Origin of the sequence: Streptomyces gelaticus (genome assembly GCF_014649535.1) — a bacterium.
Lineage (GTDB): Bacteria > Actinomycetota > Actinomycetes > Streptomycetales > Streptomycetaceae > Streptomyces > Streptomyces gelaticus.
This window is the reverse complement of sequence record NZ_BMTF01000018.1, coordinates 49,594-70,420: the sequence shown is the minus strand read 5'-3', so window position 1 is coordinate 70,420 and position 20,827 is coordinate 49,594. Positions and strand designations below refer to the sequence as shown.

At 70.6% G+C, this 20,827-nt stretch carries 20 protein-coding genes; 11 read left to right on the top strand and 9 right to left on the bottom strand.

The features are described 5' to 3' along the window. Positions 1 to 123: 123 nt before the first annotated feature. Positions 124 to 618, bottom strand: a complete 495-nt coding sequence (locus tag IE107_RS23980; RefSeq protein WP_031090989.1) for an inorganic diphosphatase — start codon at positions 616 to 618, stop codon at positions 124 to 126. An 86-nt stretch (positions 619 to 704) separates the two neighbouring features. Here IE107_RS23980 and dacB point away from each other — a divergent pair, with 86 nt between their 5' ends. From dacB to folE, 6 genes are all read left to right on the top strand, one after another. Beyond that, the gene (dacB, locus tag IE107_RS23975; protein ID WP_229867194.1) at positions 705 to 2,210 is read left to right on the top strand and encodes a D-alanyl-D-alanine carboxypeptidase/D-alanyl-D-alanine endopeptidase; all 1,506 of its coding nucleotides are present in this window, start codon (positions 705 to 707) and stop codon (positions 2,208 to 2,210) included. 49 nt (positions 2,211 to 2,259) lie between these two features. Continuing rightward, positions 2,260 to 3,393, top strand: coding sequence for an Rv3626c family coenzyme F420 biosynthesis-associated protein (locus IE107_RS23970; protein ID WP_189546144.1), 1,134 nt, complete (start codon positions 2,260 to 2,262; stop codon positions 3,391 to 3,393). Positions 3,394 to 3,591: 198 nt separating this feature from the next. Further along, complete coding sequence (gene tilS / locus IE107_RS23965; protein ID WP_189546143.1) at positions 3,592 to 4,680, top strand: tRNA lysidine(34) synthetase TilS; 1,089 nt, start codon at positions 3,592 to 3,594, stop codon at positions 4,678 to 4,680. 99 nt (positions 4,681 to 4,779) lie between these two features. Beyond that, complete coding sequence (gene hpt / locus IE107_RS23960) at positions 4,780 to 5,319, top strand: hypoxanthine phosphoribosyltransferase (protein WP_072487175.1); 540 nt, start codon at positions 4,780 to 4,782, stop codon at positions 5,317 to 5,319. 226 nt (positions 5,320 to 5,545) lie between these two features. Next, the gene (gene ftsH, locus IE107_RS23955) at positions 5,546 to 7,576 is read left to right on the top strand and encodes an ATP-dependent zinc metalloprotease FtsH (protein ID WP_189546141.1); all 2,031 of its coding nucleotides are present in this window, start codon (positions 5,546 to 5,548) and stop codon (positions 7,574 to 7,576) included. Between the two features lie 153 nt (positions 7,577 to 7,729). Further along, on the top strand, positions 7,730 to 8,335 hold the full coding sequence (gene folE / locus IE107_RS23950) for a GTP cyclohydrolase I FolE (protein WP_189546139.1): 606 nt from the start codon (positions 7,730 to 7,732) through the stop codon (positions 8,333 to 8,335). A gap of 41 nt (positions 8,336 to 8,376) precedes the next feature. On the opposite strand, the gene IE107_RS23945 is transcribed toward folE, so the two are convergent. The 6 genes from IE107_RS23945 to IE107_RS23920 all read right to left on the bottom strand — a co-directional run bounded on the left by IE107_RS23945 (position 8,377) and on the right by IE107_RS23920 (position 13,342). Then, positions 8,377 to 8,859, bottom strand: a complete 483-nt coding sequence (locus IE107_RS23945) for a DUF3180 domain-containing protein (protein WP_189546137.1) — start codon at positions 8,857 to 8,859, stop codon at positions 8,377 to 8,379. Positions 8,860 to 8,958: 99 nt separating this feature from the next. Then, positions 8,959 to 9,570 (bottom strand): 2-amino-4-hydroxy-6-hydroxymethyldihydropteridine diphosphokinase, encoded by a 612-nt coding sequence (gene folK, locus IE107_RS23940; RefSeq protein WP_189546135.1) that lies wholly within the window; start codon positions 9,568 to 9,570, stop codon positions 8,959 to 8,961. After that, positions 9,567 to 9,926 (bottom strand): dihydroneopterin aldolase, encoded by a 360-nt coding sequence (folB, locus tag IE107_RS23935; protein ID WP_189546133.1) that lies wholly within the window; start codon positions 9,924 to 9,926, stop codon positions 9,567 to 9,569. Before folB ends, folK begins: the two co-directional genes overlap by 4 nt. 203 nt (positions 9,927 to 10,129) lie before the next feature. Continuing rightward, positions 10,130 to 10,612, bottom strand: a complete 483-nt coding sequence (locus IE107_RS23930) for a nuclear transport factor 2 family protein (protein ID WP_189546131.1) — start codon at positions 10,610 to 10,612, stop codon at positions 10,130 to 10,132. Next, the gene (folP, locus tag IE107_RS23925) at positions 10,609 to 11,469 is read right to left on the bottom strand and encodes a dihydropteroate synthase (protein WP_444545020.1); all 861 of its coding nucleotides are present in this window, start codon (positions 11,467 to 11,469) and stop codon (positions 10,609 to 10,611) included. The genes IE107_RS23930 and folP overlap by 4 nt, the downstream gene beginning before the upstream one ends. A 31-nt stretch (positions 11,470 to 11,500) precedes the next feature. Beyond that, a complete protein-coding gene (locus tag IE107_RS23920; RefSeq protein WP_189546128.1) occupies positions 11,501 to 13,342 on the bottom strand; it encodes a phosphatidylglycerol lysyltransferase domain-containing protein in 1,842 nt (613 codons plus the stop codon). 138 nt (positions 13,343 to 13,480) lie between these two features. On the opposite strand from IE107_RS23920, the gene IE107_RS23915 reads away from it, so the two are divergent. Beyond that, a complete protein-coding gene (locus tag IE107_RS23915) occupies positions 13,481 to 14,605 on the top strand; it encodes an alpha/beta hydrolase (protein WP_189546127.1) in 1,125 nt (374 codons plus the stop codon). 60 nt (positions 14,606 to 14,665) lie between these two features. Here the strand turns inward: IE107_RS23915 and IE107_RS23910 are convergent, their stop codons facing one another. Further along, positions 14,666 to 15,859: an ABC transporter ATP-binding protein gene (locus IE107_RS23910; RefSeq protein ID WP_189546125.1), complete on the bottom strand. Its 1,194-nt coding sequence runs from the start codon at positions 15,857 to 15,859 to the stop codon at positions 14,666 to 14,668. A 129-nt stretch (positions 15,860 to 15,988) separates the two neighbouring features. Between IE107_RS23910 and IE107_RS23905 the strand changes: the two genes are divergently transcribed. The 4 genes from IE107_RS23905 (at position 15,989) to IE107_RS23890 (ending at position 19,582) form a co-directional block, all read left to right on the top strand. Further along, positions 15,989 to 16,699, top strand: a complete 711-nt coding sequence (locus tag IE107_RS23905) for an ABC transporter permease (protein WP_189546123.1) — start codon at positions 15,989 to 15,991, stop codon at positions 16,697 to 16,699. A 3-nt stretch (positions 16,700 to 16,702) separates the two neighbouring features. Then, positions 16,703 to 17,377, top strand: coding sequence for an ABC transporter permease (locus IE107_RS23900; protein WP_189546121.1), 675 nt, complete (start codon positions 16,703 to 16,705; stop codon positions 17,375 to 17,377). A 109-nt stretch (positions 17,378 to 17,486) separates the two neighbouring features. After that, a complete protein-coding gene (locus tag IE107_RS23895) occupies positions 17,487 to 18,473 on the top strand; it encodes an ABC transporter substrate-binding protein (protein WP_189546119.1) in 987 nt (328 codons plus the stop codon). A gap of 95 nt (positions 18,474 to 18,568) precedes the next feature. After that, the gene (locus IE107_RS23890) at positions 18,569 to 19,582 is read left to right on the top strand and encodes a hypothetical protein (protein WP_189546117.1); all 1,014 of its coding nucleotides are present in this window, start codon (positions 18,569 to 18,571) and stop codon (positions 19,580 to 19,582) included. Positions 19,583 to 19,654: 72 nt separating this feature from the next. Here the strand turns inward: IE107_RS23890 and IE107_RS23885 are convergent, their stop codons facing one another. Continuing rightward, the gene (locus IE107_RS23885; protein ID WP_189546115.1) at positions 19,655 to 20,797 is read right to left on the bottom strand and encodes an NADH-quinone oxidoreductase subunit D; all 1,143 of its coding nucleotides are present in this window, start codon (positions 20,795 to 20,797) and stop codon (positions 19,655 to 19,657) included. Positions 20,798 to 20,827: the final 30 nt, after the last annotated feature.

Sequence of the window (20,827 nt, the reverse complement as noted above, 5' to 3'; positions counted from 1 at the left end):
GCGGGCATGCGGAACGGGCAGGCATGCGGAACGTGGAACGCGGAACGGGCGGCACCCCTTGGAAGGAGTACCGCCCGTCCGCTGTCCGGAACCGCGGAAGCGGAACCGGTCGAGACCCTCGGGTCAGTGCGCGCCGCCCTGCGCCTCAAGGCGCTTGTAGGAGGCCTCGATCTCGGCCTCGGCCTCGGCGCGGCCGACCCAGTCGGCGCCCTCGACGGACTTGCCGGGCTCCAGGTCCTTGTAGACCTCGAAGAAGTGCTGGATCTCCAGGCGGTCGAACTCCGACACGTGGTGGATGTCGCGCAGGTGCTCCACCCGGGGGTCGGAGGCCGGCACGCACAGCAGCTTGTCGTCGCCGCCGGCTTCGTCCGTCATCCGGAACATGCCGATGGCGCGGCACTTGATCAGGCAGCCGGGGAAGGTCGGCTCCTCCAGGATGACCAGCGCGTCCAGCGGGTCGCCGTCCTCGCCGAGGGTGTTCTCGACGAAGCCGTAGTCCGCCGGGTAGCTGGTCGAGGTGAAGAGTCGACGGTCCAGACGGATCCGACCGGTCTCGTGGTCCACCTCGTACTTGTTCCGCGAACCCTTCGGGATCTCGATAACGACGTCGAACTCCACGGGTGGCTCCTCCATGATCAACACATACGACTGGTGATTAAGTGTCCCCCACGCAGATGTGTGCTCGCGAAAGGGGCTGGTCAACGGTGGACGAGCCGGTGAAGAGACCGTCGGTCAACCCGCTGGACAAGCTGAGCAGGCTCACCCCTCGGGCTGCCCTGAGCAGGCTGAAGGGACTGAACGACCGGCAGTTCACCGCTGTCTCCGCCGGCCTCGGCCTGGCGCTCGCAGCCGGCGCCGTCCTTGCCGCCGGCCCCTGGGACTCGGGTCAGCGTAAGGCCGAGACCGACCTGGCCGCCGCCCGGAACCGTACAGGTGGCGCACATCACGAGCCCGCCGCGCCGTCCGGACCGGCGCCCGCGCCCAGCGCCACGGCCGTTCTCGCGGCTCTCTCCTCCGCCGTCGACAACTCCGCCCCCGACGCCCGCACCGCCCAGGACGGCTCGGCCGCTGCCCTCCGCGCCGCCCTCGGCCCGCTGCTGAAGGACCCCGCGCTGGGCAAGCGGCGCAGCGCCGTGGTCATCGACACCGCCAGCGGCGAGCAGCTGTACGGCCAGGGCGCCGGCACACCCATGACACCCGCCTCCACCGTCAAGATCGCCACCGCGGTCGCCGCCCTGAGCGCCCTCGGCCCCGACCACCGCGTCGCCACGACCGTCCGGGCCTCCGCCGACTCCCGCGGCATCGTCCTGGTCGGCGGCGGCGACCCCACCCTCGACAAGGCCGCCCTGCGCCGGCTGGCCGCCGACACCGCCCGCGCCCTGAAGGACCGCGGCGTCGACAAGGTCCGCCTCGGGTACGACACCTCCCGCTACTCCGGCCCCGCCCGGCACCCGATCGGCCCCAACGAGAACATCGCACCCGTCAGCGCCCTGATGACCGACGAGGGCAGGCTCGACAGCACCGACAGGGGACCCGCCCCGCGCAGCGACGACCCGGCCGGGGACACCGCCCGCACCTTCGCGAAGCTCCTCGACGGCGCCGGGATCGACACCGGGTCCGGCCCGAAGCCAGGTCGCCCGCCCGCCGGGTCCGAGAAGGTCGCCGAACACCGCTCGGCCCCGCTCTCCGCCCTGGTCGAACGGGCCCTGACCAACAGCGACAACGACATCGCCGAGGCCCTCGCCCGGCAGACCGCCCTCGCCGCGGGCGAACCGGCCGACTTCGACGGCGGCCGACGGGCCGTCACCGCCCAGCTCAAGAAGCTCGGCCTGCCGCTGAAGGGTGCCGACCTCGCCGACGGCAGCGGACTCGACCGCAAGGACAAGGTCACCGCCGGACTGCTGGCCGGCCTCCTCGCCCGCGCGGCCGACCCGGACCGTCCCGAACTGCGCCCCGTCCTCACCGGCCTGCCCGTGGCCGGTTTCAGCGGCACGCTCAGCGACCGCTACACCGGGAAGTCCGCGGGCACCGGCCTGATCCGCGCCAAGACCGGCACCCTCACCGGCGTGAACACCCTCGCGGGAACGGTCGTCGACCGGCAGGGCCGGCTGCTGGCCTTCGCCTTCCTGGCATCCGGCACCACCTCCCCCTCCGACGCCCAGTCCGCCCTGGACGCCCTCGCCACCGCCCTCGCCTCCCGCCCTCATTGAGCCGGTCAACAGCACACCGCGGGCGCACCCGAGCACGTACGGTTGACGCATGACGAGCATCGGTGGTGCCGAGATGGTCGACTGGAATCTCGCGGTCGCGACCGCGACCCGCCTCGTGCGGCCGGGGCCGGAGATCAGCCGCGAAGAAGCCCGCGAGGTCGTCGCGGAGCTGCGCCGGCATGCCAAGGCCTCGGAGGAGCACGTCCGTTCCTTCACCCGGATGATCCCGGAGGGCGCCCACCCGGAGGACACCCCGGTCCTCGTCGTGGACCGGGCCGGCTGGATCAGGGCCAATGCCGCGGGCTTCCGCGAACTGCTCCGCCCGCTGCTGGGCAAGATGCAGGACCGGCGTCCGGGCGGCGCCGGCGGCGCCGTGCTCGGCGCGGTCGGCGGCAAGGTGACCGGCGTCGAGGTGGGGATGCTGCTGTCGTTCCTGGCCTCCCGGGTCCTCGGCCAGTACGAGACGTTCGCCCCGGCCACCCGCGAGCTCCCGGCCTCGGCCGACGGCGGCGGCAGGCTGCTGCTCGTCGCCCCTAACATCGTGCACGTCGAGCGCGAACTGGAGGTCGACCCGCACGACTTCCGGCTCTGGGTCGCGCTCCACGAGGAGACCCACCGCACCCAGTTCACCGGGGTGCCCTGGCTCCGCGACCATCTGCAGGGCGAGATCCAGTCATTCCTCGACGAGACCGACGTCGACCCGATGACCCTGCTGGAACGGCTCCGCGAGGCCGCCCAGTCCCTGGCCGGGGGCCGCCCCGAGGGCGAGGACGGCGAGGACGGCGGCCGCAGCCTGGTCGAGCTCGTCCAGACGCCCTCCCAGCGCGAGATCCTCGGCCGGCTCACCGCCGTGATGTCCCTGCTCGAAGGCCACGCCGACTACGTGATGGACGGCGTCGGCCCCGAGGTCGTCTCCTCCGTCGGCGAGATCCGGGAGAAGTTCCAGCAGCGCAGGGCACGCGGCGCCGGCCGCCTCGACCAGGCCCTGCGCAAGCTCCTCGGACTCGACGCGAAGCTGCGGCAGTACCGCGACGGCGAACGATTCGTCCGGGCCGTGGTCGACGAGGTCGGCATGGACGGCTTCAACCGGGTCTGGACCTCGCCGAACACCCTGCCCACCAAGGCGGAGATCTCGAAGCCCGCGGACTGGATCGCGAGGGTGCACCGTAAGGCAGAGTCCTGATCATGACCGTCCCTGAGGCGGGCGACAGGAAGAAAACGCGCCGGTAATCACCCATCCGAGGGACCGTAGGGGCATGGAAAGGCGTGCAATGCTCGATGGACGGCTTGCCTCTGTCACCATCGATGCACTCTGAGTGACGGTCACACTTCCGTCCGGCACTTCGAGGCACCTCCCGAAACTTCACGAAGGGCACCGGACATGGGTCCCCATCCTGCGGTCGCGGCGATACGCCTGGCGGTCCGCCGCGTACTCCACGACGTACTCACCGAGCACACCCGAAGCGCCGAACACACCCGGCACACCCCGCACCCCGAGTTCGCCGAAGCCGGAGCGCGTGCGGGCAGGCAGCGCGCCGCACTCCCCGAGCGCCCCGACACCCCGCTGGTGCTGGTGGCATGCTCCGGCGGTGCCGACTCCATGGCCCTCGCCTCGGCCCTCGCCTTCGAGGCCCCCAAACTCGACGTCCGGGCCGGCGGGATCACCGTCGACCACGGCCTCCAGGACGGCTCCGACACCCGGGCCGCCGAGGTCGTCGACCGCCTCACCGACATGCGCCTCGACCCGGTCGAGGCCGTCGCCGTGCAGGTCGGCCACGAAGGCGGCCCCGAGGCCGCGGCCCGCGACGCCCGCTACGCCGCCCTGGACGCCGCGGCCGAGCGGCACGGCGCCGCCGCCGTCCTGCTCGGACACACCCGCGACGACCAGGCGGAGACGGTTCTGCTCGGCCTCGCCCGCGGCTCCGGCATCCGCTCGCTCTCCGGTATGGCCGCCGCTTCGGGACCGGCCGGACGCTACCGCCGCCCCTTCCTCCAGCTCGACCGGCAGACCGCCCGCAAGGCCTGCCTCGTCCAGTCCCTGCCCGTCTGGGAAGACCCGCACAACGCCGACCCCGCCTACACCCGCTCCCGGCTGCGCCACGAGGGCCTGCCCGCCCTGGAGAAGGCGCTGGGCAAAGGGGTCGTCGAGGCCCTGGCCCGTACCGCCCAGCTCTCCCGCGACGACGCCGACGCGCTGGACACCTGGGCCGCCGAGGCCGACCGCGCCGTGCGGGACGACGCGGGCCGTCTGGAGTGCGCCAAGCTGTACGCGCTGCCGCCCGCCGTACGCCGCCGGGTCCTGCGCCGGGCCGCCATGGAGGCGGGCTCCCCGGCCGGTTCGCTCTTCGCCCGGCACATCGAGGAAGTCGACCGTCTGATCACCGGCTGGCGCGGCCAGCGCGCCATCAACCTGCCCGGGCGGGTCGAAGCCATGCGGCAGGGTGGCAGACTGGTCATTCGGCAGAGCTGAAGCACAGGCGGCCGACACGCAGGCGAGCGGCCGCGCAGGTGCGGGGCAACCCCCCGGACCCGGCAGGCAGAGAAAGAGACGCGGGTGAACGAGAAGGACATGGGCACCGACCTTCAGTCGGTGCTCCTCACCAAGGAAGAGATCGACGCGAAGCTCGTCGAGCTGGCCGCGAAGATCGACGCGGAGTACGCGGGCAAGGACCTGCTCATCGTCGGCGTCCTCAAGGGCGCGGTGATGGTGATGGCGGACCTGGCGCGCGCGCTGTCCACCCCCGTCACCATGGACTGGATGGCCGTCTCGTCGTACGGCGCGGGCACCCAGTCCTCCGGAGTGGTCCGGATCCTCAAGGACCTGGACACCGACATCAAGGGCAAGCACGTCCTGATCGTCGAGGACATCATCGACTCGGGCCTGACCCTGTCGTGGCTGATGTCGAACCTCGGCTCGCGCGAGCCCGCCTCCCTGGAGATCTGTACCCTGCTGCGCAAGCCGGACGCGGCCAAGGTCGCGCTCGACTGCAAGTGGGTCGGTTTCGACATCCCCAACGAATTCGTCGTCGGCTACGGACTCGACTACGCCGAGAAGTACCGCAACCTCCCCTTCGTCGGCACGCTCGCCCCGCACGTCTACGGGGGCTGACCTCCTCCCGGAGCCCTTCGCCCGGCCCCGGGGCGTCCGGACCGACCGGAGCCGACGGCGGGAACCTTTCAAGGGATTCCCGCCGTTGAGCCTTTGAAGGCAGGTTTTGACAGACGTCCCCGGCGGTCGCGGGTGACAATGCTGGGGTACCGTCCGAAGAACAGTCTTTTCTCACAGCAGCATTTACCTACGGGCAGGAGGGACGGGGCGGTTTCGCCCCGTATGGATGGACGTGAAGCGATACTTCCGTGGGCCGGTCATGTGGATCGTGCTGGCCGTCCTCGCCGTGGTCGTGTTGATGACAGTCGTCGGCTCGTCGGGCGGCTACAAATCGGTGGACACCGGCAAGGTGATCCAGGCGATCAGCAAGGACCAGGTGGCGCAGGCCAAGCTGACCACCGGTGACGAACAGATCATCAAGATCGAGTTGAAGAAGGGCCAGGAGCTCTCGGGCGAGTCCGGCACCAAGTTCCAGGCGAGCTACATCGGCGACCAGGGTGTCCAGCTGGCCGACACGCTGCAGAAGAAGTTCGAGAGCGGCGCGATCGACAAGGGCTACACCGTCTCGCCGTCGAAGCAGTCCCCGTTCATCTCGATCCTCCTTTCCCTGCTGCCCTTCGTCCTGATCGTGGTCGTCTTCCTGTTCCTGATGAATCAGATGCAGGGCGGCGGCTCCCGGGTCATGCAGTTCGGGAAGTCCAAGGCCAAGCTGATCACCAAGGACACGCCGAAGACGACGTTCGCCGATGTGGCGGGGTCGGACGAGGCCGTCGAGGAGCTCCAGGAGATCAAGGAGTTCCTCCAGGAGCCGGCGAAGTTCCAGGCCGTCGGCGCCAAGATCCCCAAGGGTGTCCTGCTGTACGGGCCTCCCGGTACGGGCAAGACGCTGCTTGCACGCGCCGTCGCCGGCGAGGCGGGCGTCCCGTTCTACTCGATCTCCGGTTCCGACTTCGTCGAGATGTTCGTCGGTGTCGGTGCCAGCCGGGTCCGTGACCTCTTCGAGCAGGCCAAGGCGAACGCCCCGGCGATCGTCTTCGTCGACGAGATCGACGCCGTCGGCCGCCACCGCGGTGCCGGAATGGGCGGCGGGCACGACGAGCGCGAGCAGACTCTGAACCAGCTGCTCGTCGAGATGGACGGCTTCGACGTGAAGGGCGGCGTCATCCTGATCGCCGCCACGAACCGGCCGGACATCCTCGACCCGGCGCTGCTGCGTCCGGGCCGTTTCGACCGGCAGATCGCGGTCGACCGGCCGGACATGCAGGGCCGGCTGGAGATCCTCAAGGTGCACCAGAAGGGCAAGCCGGTCGCGAAGGACGTCGACCTCGGCGCCGTCGCCCGTCGTACGCCCGGCTTCACCGGTGCCGACCTGTCGAACGTGCTGAACGAAGCGGCGCTCCTCACGGCGCGCGGCAATCTGAAGCTGATCGACAACAAGATGCTCGACGAGGCCATCGACCGCGTCGTGGCGGGCCCGCAGAAGCGGACCCGGATCATGTCCGAGAAGGAGAAGAAGATCACCGCGTACCACGAGGGCGGACACGCCCTGGTCGCGGCGGCTTCCCCCCAGGCGGACCCGGTCCACAAGATCACGATCCTCTCCCGCGGCCGCGCCCTCGGTTACACGATGGTGCTCCCGGAGGAGGACAAGTACTCCACGACGCGCAACGAGATGCTCGACCAGCTGGCCTACATGCTGGGCGGGCGCGCGGCCGAGGAGCTGGTCTTCCACGACCCGACCACCGGCGCCGCGAACGACATCGAGAAGGCCACTGCGACGGCCCGCGCGATGGTCACGCAGTACGGCATGACGGAGCGGCTCGGCGCGATCAAGTTCGGCGGCGACAACACCGAGCCCTTCGTGGGCCGGGAGATGGGCCACCAGCGCGACTACTCGGAAGAGGTCGCGGCCCTCGTCGACGAAGAGGTCAAGAAGCTCATCGAGACCGCGCACAACGACGCGTGGGAGATCCTCGTCGAGAACCGCGACGTGCTGGACAACCTCGTTCTCCAGCTCCTGGAGAAGGAGACGCTCGGCAAGGAGGAGATCGCCGAGATCTTCGCCCCGATCGTGAAGCGCCCGGCCCGTCCGGCGTGGACCGGTTCCGCCCGGCGTACGCCGTCGACGCGGCCGCCGGTGCTCTCGCCGAAGGAGCTCGCCCTCACCAACGGCGCCACCACGGCGAACGGAACGGCCGTCCCCGCGGACACCGTCCCGGCCACCGAGGTCGTCCCGGAGGACCGCCCCGAGAGCTGAGGCCCTGTTCCCGGTGTGGCCCCTTTCACGGGAGTCGCACCGGGCCCGGAATGGAAGCCGCGGCCCCACAGGTTCTAGCCTGTGGGGGCGCGGCTTTTCCGTACGTCCGTGCGGAGACATGCGCGGGTGACAGCTCAGAGGAACGAGGCACAGATGACCGACCCGGTGACGCTGGACGGCCAGGGTCCGATCGGCGAGTTCGACGAGAAGCGGGCCGAGGCCGCCGTACGCGAGCTTCTGATCGCGGTGGGCGAGGACCCGGACCGCGAGGGACTGCGCGAGACGCCGGGGCGGGTGGCACGGGCGTACAAGGAGATATTCGCGGGCCTCCACCAGGAGCCCGAAGACGTCCTGACGACCACGTTCGACCTCGGGCACGACGAGATGGTGCTGGTCAAGGACATCGAAGTGTTCAGTACCTGTGAACACCACCTGGTGCCGTTCCGGGGCGTCGCGCATGTCGGGTACATCCCGGCCACCAGCGGAAAGATCACCGGTCTGTCCAAGCTGGCCCGGCTTGTCGATGTCTACGCCCGGCGCCCGCAGGTCCAGGAGCGGCTCACCACGCAGATCGCCGAGTCCCTGATGGAGATCCTGGAGCCGCGCGGGGTCGTCGTCGTCGTCGAGTGCGAGCACATGTGCATGTCGATGCGCGGCATCCGCAAGCCCGGGGCGAAGACGCTGACCTCGGCGGTACGCGGACAGCTCCGCGACCCCGCGACGCGCGCCGAGGCCATGAGCCTGATCATGGCGGGCTGAGGGAACTCCTGCCCGCAGCGCGCGAGAAGAGCTCGGTGGCCCTACGCGGCCGCCGAGCTCTTGTCGTTGTCCTCGTCCTCCGGGAGCTTGCAGATGCGCTCCAGCCAGAGGGCCGCGGCGATCACCGCGATGCCGGCCAGGACCGCGAAGCCCGCGTAGATCGCCTGGTCGCGGCGGGCCGGGACGTCCAGGGAGCCGAGCAGGAAGACGCCGATGCCGCCGTACATGCCGGAGACCAGGGAGACGACCAGGGCGCTGGCCTGGCCGAAGACGACCGCTCGGGCCGCCAGCAGCGGCTCGACGCCCTTGGCCCCCGGTCGGCGCTCGCGCTGGGCGCGCAGCCGGGAACGGATGGAGAGCGCCGTCGCCAGCAGGATGACGGCGATCACCGCGAGCACGATCGGCGCGGCGAGGGGAACGCTCGGCAGGCTGCCCAGGGAGTCCCAGAGGCGGGCGCCGCCCCAGGAGAGCACCCCGGCCGCGGCGAAGAGGCCGGCCAGTACCCCGAGCCTGAGTTGCTTCACCGAGTGGTCCGCCCTTCGCCGCCAGTGGTCCGTGTCGCCTGCGGTCGCCGTCGCCGGGAAACCGCGGCGCCGGTGATCCGTTTCCGTTGAGCCTAACGACTACTCGGGCAGACGGAGTTCCAGATCGGCCCGGGGCAGTACGCCGTCCCGGCCGACCTCGGCCAGCAGCTCCGCCACGGGTCCGGCGCCGGGCAGCTCGGCATCGGCGTCGATGTCGTGCCACGGGGCGAGGACGAAAGCCCGCTCATGGGCCCTGGGGTGGGGGAGGGTGAGCACCGGGTCGTCGGAGACGACGTCCGCGTACGCCACGATGTCGACGTCGATCGTGCGCGGCCCCCAGCGCTCCTCGCGGACCCGGTCGAAGGCCTCCTCGATGGCCTGGCCGCGCTCCAGGAGGGAGGACGGGGGGAGCGTCGTCTTCACGACGATCACCGCGTTGAAGTACGAGGGCTGGGAGCCGGGGGCGACGCCCCAGGGCTCCGTCTCGTACACCGGGGAGACGGCCTTGACCCGCAGGCCGGGGGTGTCCTCCAGGGCGTCGATGGCACCCTGGAGGGTCTCCAGGCGGTTGCCGAGGCTGGAGCCCAGGGAGATCACGGCACGCTTGGGGTTGGAGAGGGTGCTGTCCGCCGCGTCCACCTGCTCGACCACGGAGGCGGGCACCGGCTGTACGGTCGGGTCGCTCTGCCCGTCGGTGGAAAACGCAGTCATACTCGGCTCCGGGTGATGGTGATGGTCACATCGTCGAAGGGGACGGTGATCGGCGCATCCGGCTTGTGCACCACGACCTCCACCTCCTCGACTCCTTCGTGCTTGAGGCACTTCTGGGCGATGCGCTCCGCGAGCGTTTCGATCAGATCGACGGGTTCACCCTGCACCACGTCGACGACCTCCTCCGCGACGATGCCGTAGTGCACGGTCTTCGTCAGGTCGTCGGCGGCCGCCGCGGGGCGGGTGTCGAGGCCGAGCACCAGGTCCACGATGAACGTCTGGCCCTCTTCCCGTTCCCTGGGGAAGACGCCATGGTGTCCACGGGCCTTGAGGCCGCGCAGCGCGACACGATCCACGCGAATCACTCCTGCTGTCGTTGGGCGTAGAGACACGGGGCCGCGTGCGGACGGCAAGGTGCTCTCTTTCGAATTTACCTGCGAGCACCGACAGTGCTCCCCCGTGGGGGCCGTGTACGCGGCCTCACGGGACTGGTAGCCGCGTATACCCACACTTCCCGGATCCAACCCCCTTTCGGGGGTGCAGCCACTCGACCACCGGGTCAGGAGGGCGTCTCCTCGTCCTCTTCCTCGCCGGTTTCGGTCAGTACGGGCGAGCCGTGGTGGGACCAGAGTTTCCAGCCGTCCGGTGTGCGCCGGAACACATTGGTGGCCACGACGAGCTGGCCGACCAGCGGCCCGAGCGCGTTGCCGTCCTCCGCGGGGCCGCCGCTGAGGATGTTCTCCGTGCAGGTCACCAGGGCGGTGTCGCCGGTCATCGCGACCCTGACGTCGGTCAGGAAGAACTGGATGTACTCGGTGTTGGCCATGATCAGCGCGTAGCTGCGCAGCACCTCGCCGCGGCCGGTCAGCACCGGCCAGCCCGGGTGGACGCAGGAGACGGTGAGGTCCTCGCCGGGCAGCCAGAGCCCGGAGAGCTCCTCGAAGTCGCCGCGCTCCATCGCTTCGTAGAAGGCGGTGTTGGCCTGTTCGACGGCCGCGATGTCGGCGGCCGCCTCCGCGTGCTCGTCGCGGGGCCCGGTCACGCGGCTCCCTCGACGGCGCGGGTGACCCGTACGGCGTCGGCGGTGGCCCGTACCTCGTGGACCCGGACGGCCCAGGCGCCGGCGTGGGCGGAGAGCGCGGAGATCGCCGCGGTGGCGGCGTCGCGTTCGCGGGCGGGCGGCGGTGCGGCGCCCTCGCCGGCCAGCACATGGCCGAGGAAGCGCTTGCGGGAGGCGGCGACCAGCAGCGGCCGGCCCAGGGCACGGAGCTCGTCGAGGTGGGCGACCAGGGCGAGGTCGTGGCAGGCGTCCTTGGCGAAGCCGAGACCGGGGTCGATCACGATCCGTTCCGGGGCGACACCGCCCGCGACCACGGCGTCCATCCGTTCCCGCAGCTCGGTGACGACCTCGGCGACGACGTCCTCGTAGACCGCCCGGCTGTTCATGGACTCGCTGAAGCCGCGCCAGTGCATCACGACGAAGGGGACGCCGGCCGCGGCGACGACCCGGATCATGTCGGGGTCGGCGAGGCCGCCGCTCACATCGTTGACCAGGGCGGCCCCGGCCGCGACCGCGTCCTCGGCGACCCGGGCCCGCATGGTGTCCACGGAGACCGTGACCCCTTCGGAGGCCAGGCCCCTGACCACCGGGATCACGCGCCGCAGCTCCTCCGAGGCGTCCACCCGGCTGGCGCCGGGGCGGGTCGACTCGCCGCCGACGTCGATCAGGTCGGCGCCCTCGGCGACCAGGTCGAGGCCGTGTTTGACCGCGGCCGTGGTGTCGAACCAGCGGCCCCCGTCGGAGAAGGAGTCCGGGGTCACGTTCACGACACCCATGACCGCGCAGCGGTCCCACTCCGGCAGGCCCTGGACCGTGCCTCGTCCACGCAACGTACTCATGCGACCAGCGTAGGCCCCGTACGGCGCGGCGCTACGCAGCGCGGGCGTGCTGCTCCTGGCCGGGTGCCGGGGTGTGGGCGCAGGGGCGGGGCAGGGGGGCCGGGAAGCGGCGGGCGAAGGGGCGGGGGAGGGCGAGGTTCACGAAGCCTTCCGCCTGCATGGCCGCCAGGGAGATGCGGGGCAGGTCGCGGGCGGCGCGGTAGACCACGAAGCGGGGTTCCCAGCGGGGTCGGAACTTGGCGTTGAACTTGTACAGCGACTCGATCTGGAACCAGCGGGAGAGGAAGACCAGCAGCCCGCGCCAGGTCCGCAGCACCGGACCCGCGCCCAGTTTCTCGCCCCGGGCGAGCGCCGAGCGGAACATCGCGAAGTTCAGCGAGACACGCCGGACCTCCAGCCGGGAGGAGGCCTGGAGGGCGGCGACGATCAGCAGCTCGTTCATGCCGGGGTCGGCCGAGCGGTCGCGGCGCATCAGGTCGAGCGACATGCCGTCGTGGCCCCACGGGACGAAGTGGAGTACGGCCTTCAGGTCGCCGTAGGGGGAGTCCGCGGTGTGTTCGTCGGCCTTGTGCGCGGTGGCGATGACGCAGTCGCCGTCGGCCGGGTCGCCGATCCGGCCGAGCGCCATGGAGAAGCCGCGCTCGTTGTCGGTGCCGCGCCAGTCGGCGGCGGCGTGCCGGATGCGGGCCAGTTCGGCCTCGCCGATGTCGCTCACGCGCCGGACCCGGGTCTCGTAGCCGAGCCGTTCAATGCGCTTCACCATCTGGCGTACGTTGCGCATCGCGCGCCCGGCGAGCGAGAAATCCGCGACATCCACCACCGCCTCGTCGCCGAGCTCCAGGGCGTCGAGTCCGGTCTCGCGGGTCCAGACCTCGCCGCCGGTCTCGCTGCAGCCCATCACGGCCGGGGTCCAGGAGTGGGCCTTGGCCTCGTCCATGAACCGTTCGATGGCGCCGGGCCAGGCCTCCACGTCGCCGATCGGGTCGCCGCTGGCCAGCATCACCCCCGACACGACCCGATAGCAGACGGCGGCCTTGCCGCTGGGGGAGAAGACGACTCCCTTGTCGCGGCGGAGCGCGAAGTGGCCGAGCGAGTCGCGGCCGCCGTGTTTCTCCAGCAGGGCACGCAGCCGGGCCTCGTCGTCCTCGGTGAGGCGGGCGGCCGGGTGCTCGGGGCGGAAGGCGAGGTAGATGGTGGTGACGGCGGTCAGCAGGCCGAGGGAGCCGAGGGAGTACGCCACCGTCCAGGAGGTGTCGCCGGCGTACTCGACGGGCCCCTCGAAGCCGAGCATTCCGTACAGCACGTGCTGGAGCCGGTCGGCGACGCTGGGGTTTCCCACGACCCGGCCGGGGTGCGCGCTGACGATGACCAGGCCGAGGGCCAGCGAACCCGCGCCGAGGAGGACGAAGTTGGCCAGGGCCCGCCAGCGGCTCCGGGGGTCGGGGAGCGCGGCGAACTCGCCGCGGTGACGGACCAGCAGCAGGCAGAGCGCCAGCGAGACGAGCGTGCCGATGACCGAGTGCCGGTAGGCGAACTGGGCCAGCGCACCGGCCGGCAGCAGCAGGACGGCGGCGCGCCAGGCCCGCCGCTTGCGCCGCTTGAGGCCGTGGGCGAGCAGCAGCAGCAGGACGCCCGCGCTCAGCGAGAGTGCGGCGGCGAACGGTCCGAGGGCGCCGGGCAGTACTTCGGCGAGCGTGTGCATCCGGCTGTACCGGAAGCGCGGGAAGACGCCGGCGGCGACATCGATCAGGCCGACGGCGGCGCAGGCGGTACCGACCAGCGTCGGTACGGTTTCGGGGCGCGGGCCTCGTACGAACTTGCGTACGTGGCTCGGAACCGATACCGACTTATCCCCATCTAGCGTGACAGACATCGTTTCCCGTGGTTCCGCGAGAGATTCTTGAGTCCTTCGGTCGTAGCCCTCCGGACGATGTGCGACCTGTAGGACGAGGCTTCCGGGCTGCGGGTTCACCCGACAGTCGGAAATTTCCAGACAAGAAAGCTCAACCCCATGGGTCTTACCAGTAGGACATTTCTGGGTCTGGCCATTGTGCTGGCCGTGGTGTTCTTCGCCGCAACGATCTGGCTCTGGCCCCGGCTGGCCCGTCGCAGCGTGTCCGCCGTGCTCGGCAGGGTCGGTCTGCTGCTGGTGACCCAGGTGACGATTTTCGTCACGGTGGGCCTGGTGGCGAACAATTCCTTCCTCTTCTACGGCTCGTGGGCCGACCTGTTCGGCCAGAAGCAGGATCTGGGTGTGGTCACGGACCACGCGGACGGGACGGCGGCCTCCAAGAACATCGTCCGGGTCGGGGTCCAGCGGCCGGACGTGCCGGGCGGTTCGCGGCCCACGATGGCCGGGCGGATCGACAAGGTCGTGATCGCCGGCCGGCAGTCGAAGATCGAGAGCTCGGCGTATGTGTATCTGCCGCCCGAGTACTTCCAGCCGGCCTTCGCCCGCCGCAAGTTCCCCGCGGTCGTCGTGCTCACCGGCTACCCGGGCGTCTCGGAGAACCTTGTGAAGAGCCTCGGGTACCCGCGGACTGCGCACGAACGGGTGAAGGCGGGCCGGGCCCAGCCGATGATCCTGGTGATGCTGCGGCCGACGGTCGCGCCGCCGCGGGACACCGAGTGCGTGGACATAAAGGGAGGGCCGCAGACCGAGACGTACCTCGCGAAGGATCTGCCGCGGGTGATCTCGGAGTCGTACCGGGTCGGCACGCTGGCCCGCAACTGGGGCATCATCGGCAACTCGACCGGGGGGTACTGCGCGCTGAAGATCGGGCTCCACCACCCGGACCGGTTCGCGGCGAGCGTCGGGCTCTCCGCGTACTACAAGGCGGCCGAGGACCCGACGACCGGGGATCTCTTCCACGGCGACCAGAGCGCGCGTGACCGCGCCGATCTGATGTGGAGTCTGGACCACATGCCGAAGCATCCCGACTCGTCCTTCCTCGTCACGACCTCCCGGCACGGCGAGGGGAACTACCGCACCACGCGGCAGTTCATCTCCAAGGTGAAGCCGCCCGCCCAGGTCTCGTCGATCGTGCTCGACAGCGGCGGGCACAACTTCAACACCTGGCGGCGGGAGATCCCGTCCGCGCTGGACTGGCTGAGCAGCCGGCTCAGCGAGAACTGAAGCGGGAGCCGAAGCGGGAGCCGACAAGGGCCGCCGCGCGGTGCGCCGGGGACGCCCGGTTCACCGCGCGGCGGTCTTGGCGACGCTCTCCACCGTCTCGACCGCCACCTCGGCGCGCGGGACGTCCTGGGCGTCCGCGTCGATCGAGCGGCGCAGCGCCTCGTGCAGCCGGGCCGGGGTGAGCACGCCGAGGAACCGGCCGGTGCTCTCCTCGTCGATGACGGCGATCCAGCCCGCGTCGTGCTGGAGCATGGTGGCGAATGCCTGCTTGAGCGGGGCGCCGACGGGCAGCCACGCCTCCATCCTGCGGGCGTGCGCACGCACCGTGTCCCCGGCCCCGGCCCCGGCGGCGGTGGCGTCGGCGGGGATCCAGCCGTGCAGATTGTCCCGGCCGTCCAGGACGACGGCCCAGCGCGCGCCCTCGGCCCGCAGCCGTTCGGTCGCCCGCGCCAGGGGGTCGTCGAGGTGGACGACGGGAGGCTGATCGAGGTCGCCCTCCTCGATGGGGGTCACGGAGAGCCGCTTGAGGCCGCGGTCGGCGCCGACGAAATCCGCGACGTAGGGGGTGGCGGGTGAGCCGAGCACGGTGGCGGGGGAGTCGAACTGCTCGATGGTGCCCTGTCCGTAGACGGCGATCCGGTCGCCGAGCCGGACCGCCTCCTCGATGTCGTGCGTGACGAACAGGACTGTTTTGCGGACCCGTTCCTGAAGTTTCAGGAATTCGTTCTGCAGCCGCTCCCGTACGACCGGGTCGACCGCGCCGAAAGGCTCGTCCATCAGCAGCACCGGCGGGTCCGCGGCCAGCGCCCTTGCCACCCCGACGCGTTGGCGCTGACCGCCGGAGAGCTGTTCCGGATAGCGGTCGCCATAAACGGAAGGGTCAAGTCCGACAAGGTCGAGGAGTTCGGCGGCGCGTTCGCGGCCCTTTCCCCTTTTCCAGCCCAGGAGATGGGGGACGGTCGCGGTGTTCTCCAGGATCGTGCGGTGCGGGAAGAGCCCCACCTGCTGGATGACATAACCGATACGGCGGCGCAGCCGAACGGGGTCGATGGCGGATATGTCGTCCCCGTCGACGGATATCCGGCCCTCGGTCGGTTCGATCAGTCGGTTCACCATCTTCATGGTGGTCGTCTTGCCGCACCCCGACGGTCCGACGAGCGTGACCAGTTCACCCTCGGCGACCTCGAAGGAAAGGCCGTCGACGGCGGTGGTGCCGTCCGCGTACCGCTTGGTGACGTGCTCGAAACGGATCATGGTTCCCCATTGTGGCGCGTGTTCTGTGAAGGACATGTTGCTGAAATACAACGGCTCCGGCGATTGTCGGTCGTCGAGGATAGGGTCGTCGGACATACGTGCGAAACGGTGACCGGGAGGTGGGGACGGATGGCCGCGGGACAGAACTGCCTGGTGACGAACGACTGGATCTGCGGGGAGTATCTCCGCTCCCGCAGCCAGGAGTTGACCGATGCGACGGTCCAGCACATCTGGATCACCGCGGTCTCGGTGGTGATCGGACTCCTGGTGGCTTTTCCGCTGGCGCTGCTGGCGCGCCGCAGCCGCCGTTTCGCCGGACCGGTGCTCGGGCTGACGACGGTGCTCTACACCGTGCCCTCGCTCGCCATGTTCTCGCTGCTGCTGCCGCTGTTCGGGCTTTCCGCCGCGCTGGTGGTCACCGGCCTGGTGCTGTATTCGCTGACCATTCTCGTGCGGAACATCCTGGCCGGTCTCGAAGCCGTGCCCCAGGAGGCGAAGGAGGCCGCGAAGGGGATGGGATACGGACCGGCCCGGCTGCTGTGGGAGGTCGAACTCCCGCTGGCCGTACCCGCATTGATGGCCGGTGTAAGGATCGCCACGGTGTCGACGATCGCGCTGACGACGGTCGGGTCGATCATCGGCAGGGGCGGCCTCGGCAACCTCATAGGGGACGCGCTCCCCAGCTTCTTCAAGGCCCAGGTGCTCACGGCCTCGGTCCTGTGCGTACTGCTCGCGGTCGTCGCGGATCTGCTGCTGCTCGGTGTGCAGCGGCTGCTGACCCCCTGGACCCGAATACGCGCCGCGCACGCGGACGCGGCCACCGTGGCAAAGGCGGTCTGACCCATGGGAGTTCTCGGCGAGGCCTGGACCTGGCTCACCACCGGCGCCAACTGGTCGGGGGAGAGCGGGGCGGCCCACCGGCTCGCCGAGCATCTGTACGTCAGCGGCGTCGCGCTCGCCCTGGCGTGCGCGGTGGCGCTGCCGGTCGCGCTGTACCTGGGACACATCGGAAAGGGGGGCGCGCTGGCCGTCAACCTCTCCAACGTGGGGCGGGCGGTGCCGGTCTTCGCGGTGCTGGCCCTCTTCATGGTCTCGCCGCTGCGCAACGCCGGATATGTGCCGACGGTCATCGCGCTGGTGCTGTTCGCCGTGCCGCCGCTGCTGACCAACGCCTACGTCGGTATGGCGGAGGTCGACCGGTCGGTGAGGGAGGCGGCGCGCGGCATGGGGATGTCCGGGCGGCAGCTCTTCCTCCGGGTCGAACTCCCGCTGGCCTACCCGATGATCATGACCGGGCTGCGCTCCGCCGCGGTCCAGGTGGTCGCCACGGCGACGATCGCCGCGATGGCCGGCCAGGGAGGCCTCGGCCGGATCATCACCGCCGGCTTCAACACGTACAACACACCGCAGGTGGTCGCGGGAGCGGTGCTGGTCGCCGTGCTCGCGCTGCTGGTGGAGGCGGTACTGGTCGGCCTGGACCGGCTGCTGTCACCGCTGCGCCGCCGCCGGACGGCGTGACGGCGGCGTGAGCGCCCATGGAACCCGGTCCGTGATCGACGGATCGCATCACGTACGGACCTGTTGCTGCGAACTCGTACAGCCCTGTGGCTGTGGACGGAGAACGACAATGAGCAAGACCTCGCGCATAGCCGGCGCGGTCATCGGGATGGTCGCGCTGGCCGGCTCGCTCGCCGCCTGCGGCGGCGACAGCCTGGAGAAGGACAAGGCGGGCGCGGCATCCTCCGGCGGCGCCGCGGGCTCCGGCAAGAAGGGCTCGCTGGTCGTCGGCGCGGCCTCCTTCACGGAGTCCAAGGTGCTCGCGGAGCTGTACGCGCAGATCCTGGGCGACGCCGGATACAGCACCTCGGTCACCACGGTGGCGAACCGGGAACTGTACGAGCCGTCCCTGGAGAAGGGCGAGATCGATGTCGTCCCCGAATACGCCGCGACGATCGCCGAATTCCTCAATGCCAAGGTGAACGGTCCGAAGAAGGCCGAGAAGGCGCCGGTCGCCTCCGGTGACACGGCGGCCACGGTCGCCGCCCTGGAGAAGCTCGCCGCCCCGCGCGGACTGAAGGTGCTCCCGGCCGGTGCTGCGGTCGACCAGAACGCCTTCGCGGTGACCAAGGAATTCGCCGGGAAGAACAAGCTCAAGACCCTTTCGGATCTCGGCAGGTCGAAGGCCGGAGTGAAGATCGCGGCGGGCGACGAGTGCGAGGTGCGGCCGTTCTGCGCCCCCGGTCTGAAGAAGACCTACGGCATCAATGTCACCGGTATAGACCCCAAGGGAGTCGGTACGCCGCAGTCCAAGCAGGCGGTCAAGGACGGCAAGGACCAGATGGTCCTCACCACCACCACGGACGCGGTGCTGGACAGCTACGGCCTGGTGTTCCTGGAGGACGACAAGAAGCTCCAGAACGCCGACAACGTACTGCCGGTCCTCAATGCCGAGGATGCCGGTTCCCAGGACATTGCCGACGCACTCGGCAAGCTCACCAAGGCGCTCACCACCGAGGATCTCGCGGAACTGAACCGCAAGGTCGACGCCGAGCGCGCAAAGCCCGCCGATGTGGCCAAGGACTATCTGCGCGCGAAGGGCCTCGTCGGGAAGTAGGAATCGGGGCGGAAAGGGGGCCGTCAGGTAACCGGCAGGGAACAGATTGGCAGGCGGCCCCCCAAGTGCCCCGTACACACGGTAAATTTCAGGCCATGCCACGTGGACGTCATCGCCATTCGCCACCTCTGCACAGAATCCTTCCGCCGTCGGCAGTCGTCGGAGTCTCGGTCCTCTGTGCCTCGGGCGCCTGGCTGCTCGCCGAGCCCCTGGTCCTGCGGGGTCTGGTGGCCGCCTCGGCGGCCGCCGCCGTGACCGGCGCGTATCTGATGCGCAGCTGGGACCGGGAAGCCGGCCGCCGGGTCGCGGAGCTGACGCGGGCCCGCGCCGGTGACCAGTGGCGGGCCGAGGAGCGCCTCTCCGAGCTGGAGGGCGACCTGGAGGAGTCGCGGGAGCTGCGCACCCGGCTGGAGACGAAGCTGCGCCGCAAGCGCGTGGAGCTCGCCAACCTCCGCGGGGAGCACGCCGCGCTGCTGCGCCGGTACGCCACCGCCGAGACCGCGCGGGCCAGCGCACTGGAGGGCCGCAGGCAGCTCGCCATCGAGGCCGCCACGCCCCGCGAGCTGCCTGCCGCACGCAGCACGCCGACGCCGGCCGCCTATCTGCGGGCCGCCCAGGCGCTGGAGGACCTCTCGCGCAACGGGGCGCTCCAGGAGGCGCGCCGTACCGCCGAGCAGGCCAGGAAGCGTGATCTGGCGGAGCGGTCCCGGGAGGCGGAGGAGCGGCAGGGCAAGCACACCGCGGACGAGGACCGGACCGGCGCGCAGCATCTGCGCCCGCCGGCCGCCCTGCCCGCGCCCCGCCCGTCCGCCGCGCTGCCCCCGGCGCGCACCGCACCGGCCGCCACCGCCGTCGCCCCGTACGCGGCCTCCCGCCGCCACCCGGTGCCGCAGGGCAGCTTCGACTTCTTCGGTACGCAGAAGGCGGCACGTGCCGCGATCGAGTCCGTGCAGGACGAGGACCTCGCCGATGTGGTGGGCGCGGAGGCGCTGGCCGCGCACCGCACGGACGAGGCCCCGGACCGCGTCGCCGGCGAGGTCATCGACCTGACCGCACACGACGAGACCGAACAGATGGACGTGGTGGAGCTGCGGAGCGCGATCTCGTAGCGCGGCGCGATCCCCGCGCAACGAGCAGCGGCCGCCGTCCCGGGTCCCGGGACGGCGGCCGCCGCGCTCCGGTCACTTGTCGATGTCGCCGACCACGAAGAAGAGCGAGCCCAGGATCGCCACCATGTCGGCGACCAGCGTGCCCGGCAGCAGCTCGGTGAGCGCCTGGATGTTGTTGTACGAGGCGGAGCGGAGCTTCAGCCGGTACGGGGTCTTCTCGCCCTTGGACACGAGGTAGTAGCCGTTGACGCCGAGCGGGTTCTCGGTCCAGGCGTAGGTGTGGCCCTCGGGGGCCTTCAGCACCTTGGGCAGCCGCTGGTTGATCGGGCCGGGGGCCAGGCCGGCCATCCGGTCCAGGCAGGCGTCCGCGAGGTCCAGGGCGTTCTGCGTCTGCTCCAGCAGGCATTCGAAGCGGGCCAGGCAGTCGCCCTCGGTGCGGGTGACCACCTTCAGGGTGTCCTGGAGCTCCCCGTACGCGAGGTACGGCTCGTCGCGCCGCAGATCGAAGTCGACGCCCGAGGCGCGGGCGATCGGCCCGGACACCCCGTACGCGTGCACGGTCCCGGCACTGAGCACGCCCACGCCGCGGGTGCGGCCCCGGAAGATCTCGTTGCCGAGCACCAGGTCGTCGTAGACGTCCATCCGGGACCGGACCGAGGCGACGGCGTCCCGGGCCCGGCCGAGCCAGCCGGCCGGCAGGTCCTCCTTGAGGCCGCCGACGCGGTTGAACATGTAGTGCATCCGGCCGCCGGAGACCTCCTCCATCACGGCCTGGAGCTCCTCGCGCTCACGGAAGGCGTAGAACACTGGGGTGATCCCGCCGAGTTCGAGCGGGTACGAACCGAGGAACATCAGATGGTTCAGGACCCGGTTCAGCTCGGCGAGCAGGGTGCGGGTCCAGACCGCGCGCTCCGGGACCTCCATGCCGAGCATGCGCTCCACGGCCATCACGACGCCCAGCTCGTTGGAGAACGCCGACAGCCAGTCGTGGCGGTTGGCGAGCATGACGATCTGCCGGTAGTCGCGAGCCTCGAACAGCTTCTCCGCGCCCCGGTGCATGTAGCCGATGACCGGCTCGGCGTGCTGGATGCGCTCGCCGTCCAGGACGATGCGCAGTCGGAGCACGCCGTGGGTGGAGGGGTGCTGCGGGCCGATGTTGAGCACCATGTCGGTGCTCTCCGCCGCGCCGCCGATGCCGACTGTCGTCTCCGTCATGCGGCCAGTATCGCGTGGACGCGCCGGGGC

Bases quoted from the DNA above. Each gene is read 5' to 3' on its own strand.
- IE107_RS23905 (WP_189546123.1), top strand. From the start codon at position 15,989: ATGGCCGCGGGACAGAACTGCCTGGTGACGAACGACTGGATCTGCGGG.
- IE107_RS23970 (WP_189546144.1), top strand. From the start codon at position 2,260: ATGACGAGCATCGGTGGTGCCGAGATGGTCGACTGGAATCTCGCGGTC.
- hpt (WP_072487175.1), top strand. From the start codon at position 4,780: ATGGGCACCGACCTTCAGTCGGTGCTCCTCACCAAGGAAGAGATCGAC.
- IE107_RS23915 (WP_189546127.1), top strand. From the start codon at position 13,481: ATGGGTCTTACCAGTAGGACATTTCTGGGTCTGGCCATTGTGCTGGCC.
- folE (WP_189546139.1), top strand. From the start codon at position 7,730: ATGACCGACCCGGTGACGCTGGACGGCCAGGGTCCGATCGGCGAGTTC.
- IE107_RS23910 (WP_189546125.1), bottom strand. From the start codon at position 15,859: ATGATCCGTTTCGAGCACGTCACCAAGCGGTACGCGGACGGCACCACC.
- IE107_RS23920 (WP_189546128.1), bottom strand. From the start codon at position 13,342: ATGTCTGTCACGCTAGATGGGGATAAGTCGGTATCGGTTCCGAGCCAC.
- IE107_RS23895 (WP_189546119.1), top strand. From the start codon at position 17,487: ATGAGCAAGACCTCGCGCATAGCCGGCGCGGTCATCGGGATGGTCGCG.
- tilS (WP_189546143.1), top strand. From the start codon at position 3,592: ATGGGTCCCCATCCTGCGGTCGCGGCGATACGCCTGGCGGTCCGCCGC.
- folP (WP_444545020.1), bottom strand. From the start codon at position 11,469: ATGAGTACGTTGCGTGGACGAGGCACGGTCCAGGGCCTGCCGGAGTGG.
- IE107_RS23890 (WP_189546117.1), top strand. From the start codon at position 18,569: ATGCCACGTGGACGTCATCGCCATTCGCCACCTCTGCACAGAATCCTT.
- folK (WP_189546135.1), bottom strand. From the start codon at position 9,570: ATGACTGCGTTTTCCACCGACGGGCAGAGCGACCCGACCGTACAGCCG.
- IE107_RS23900 (WP_189546121.1), top strand. From the start codon at position 16,703: ATGGGAGTTCTCGGCGAGGCCTGGACCTGGCTCACCACCGGCGCCAAC.
- IE107_RS23885 (WP_189546115.1), bottom strand. From the start codon at position 20,797: ATGACGGAGACGACAGTCGGCATCGGCGGCGCGGCGGAGAGCACCGAC.
- ftsH (WP_189546141.1), top strand. From the start codon at position 5,546: ATGGACGTGAAGCGATACTTCCGTGGGCCGGTCATGTGGATCGTGCTG.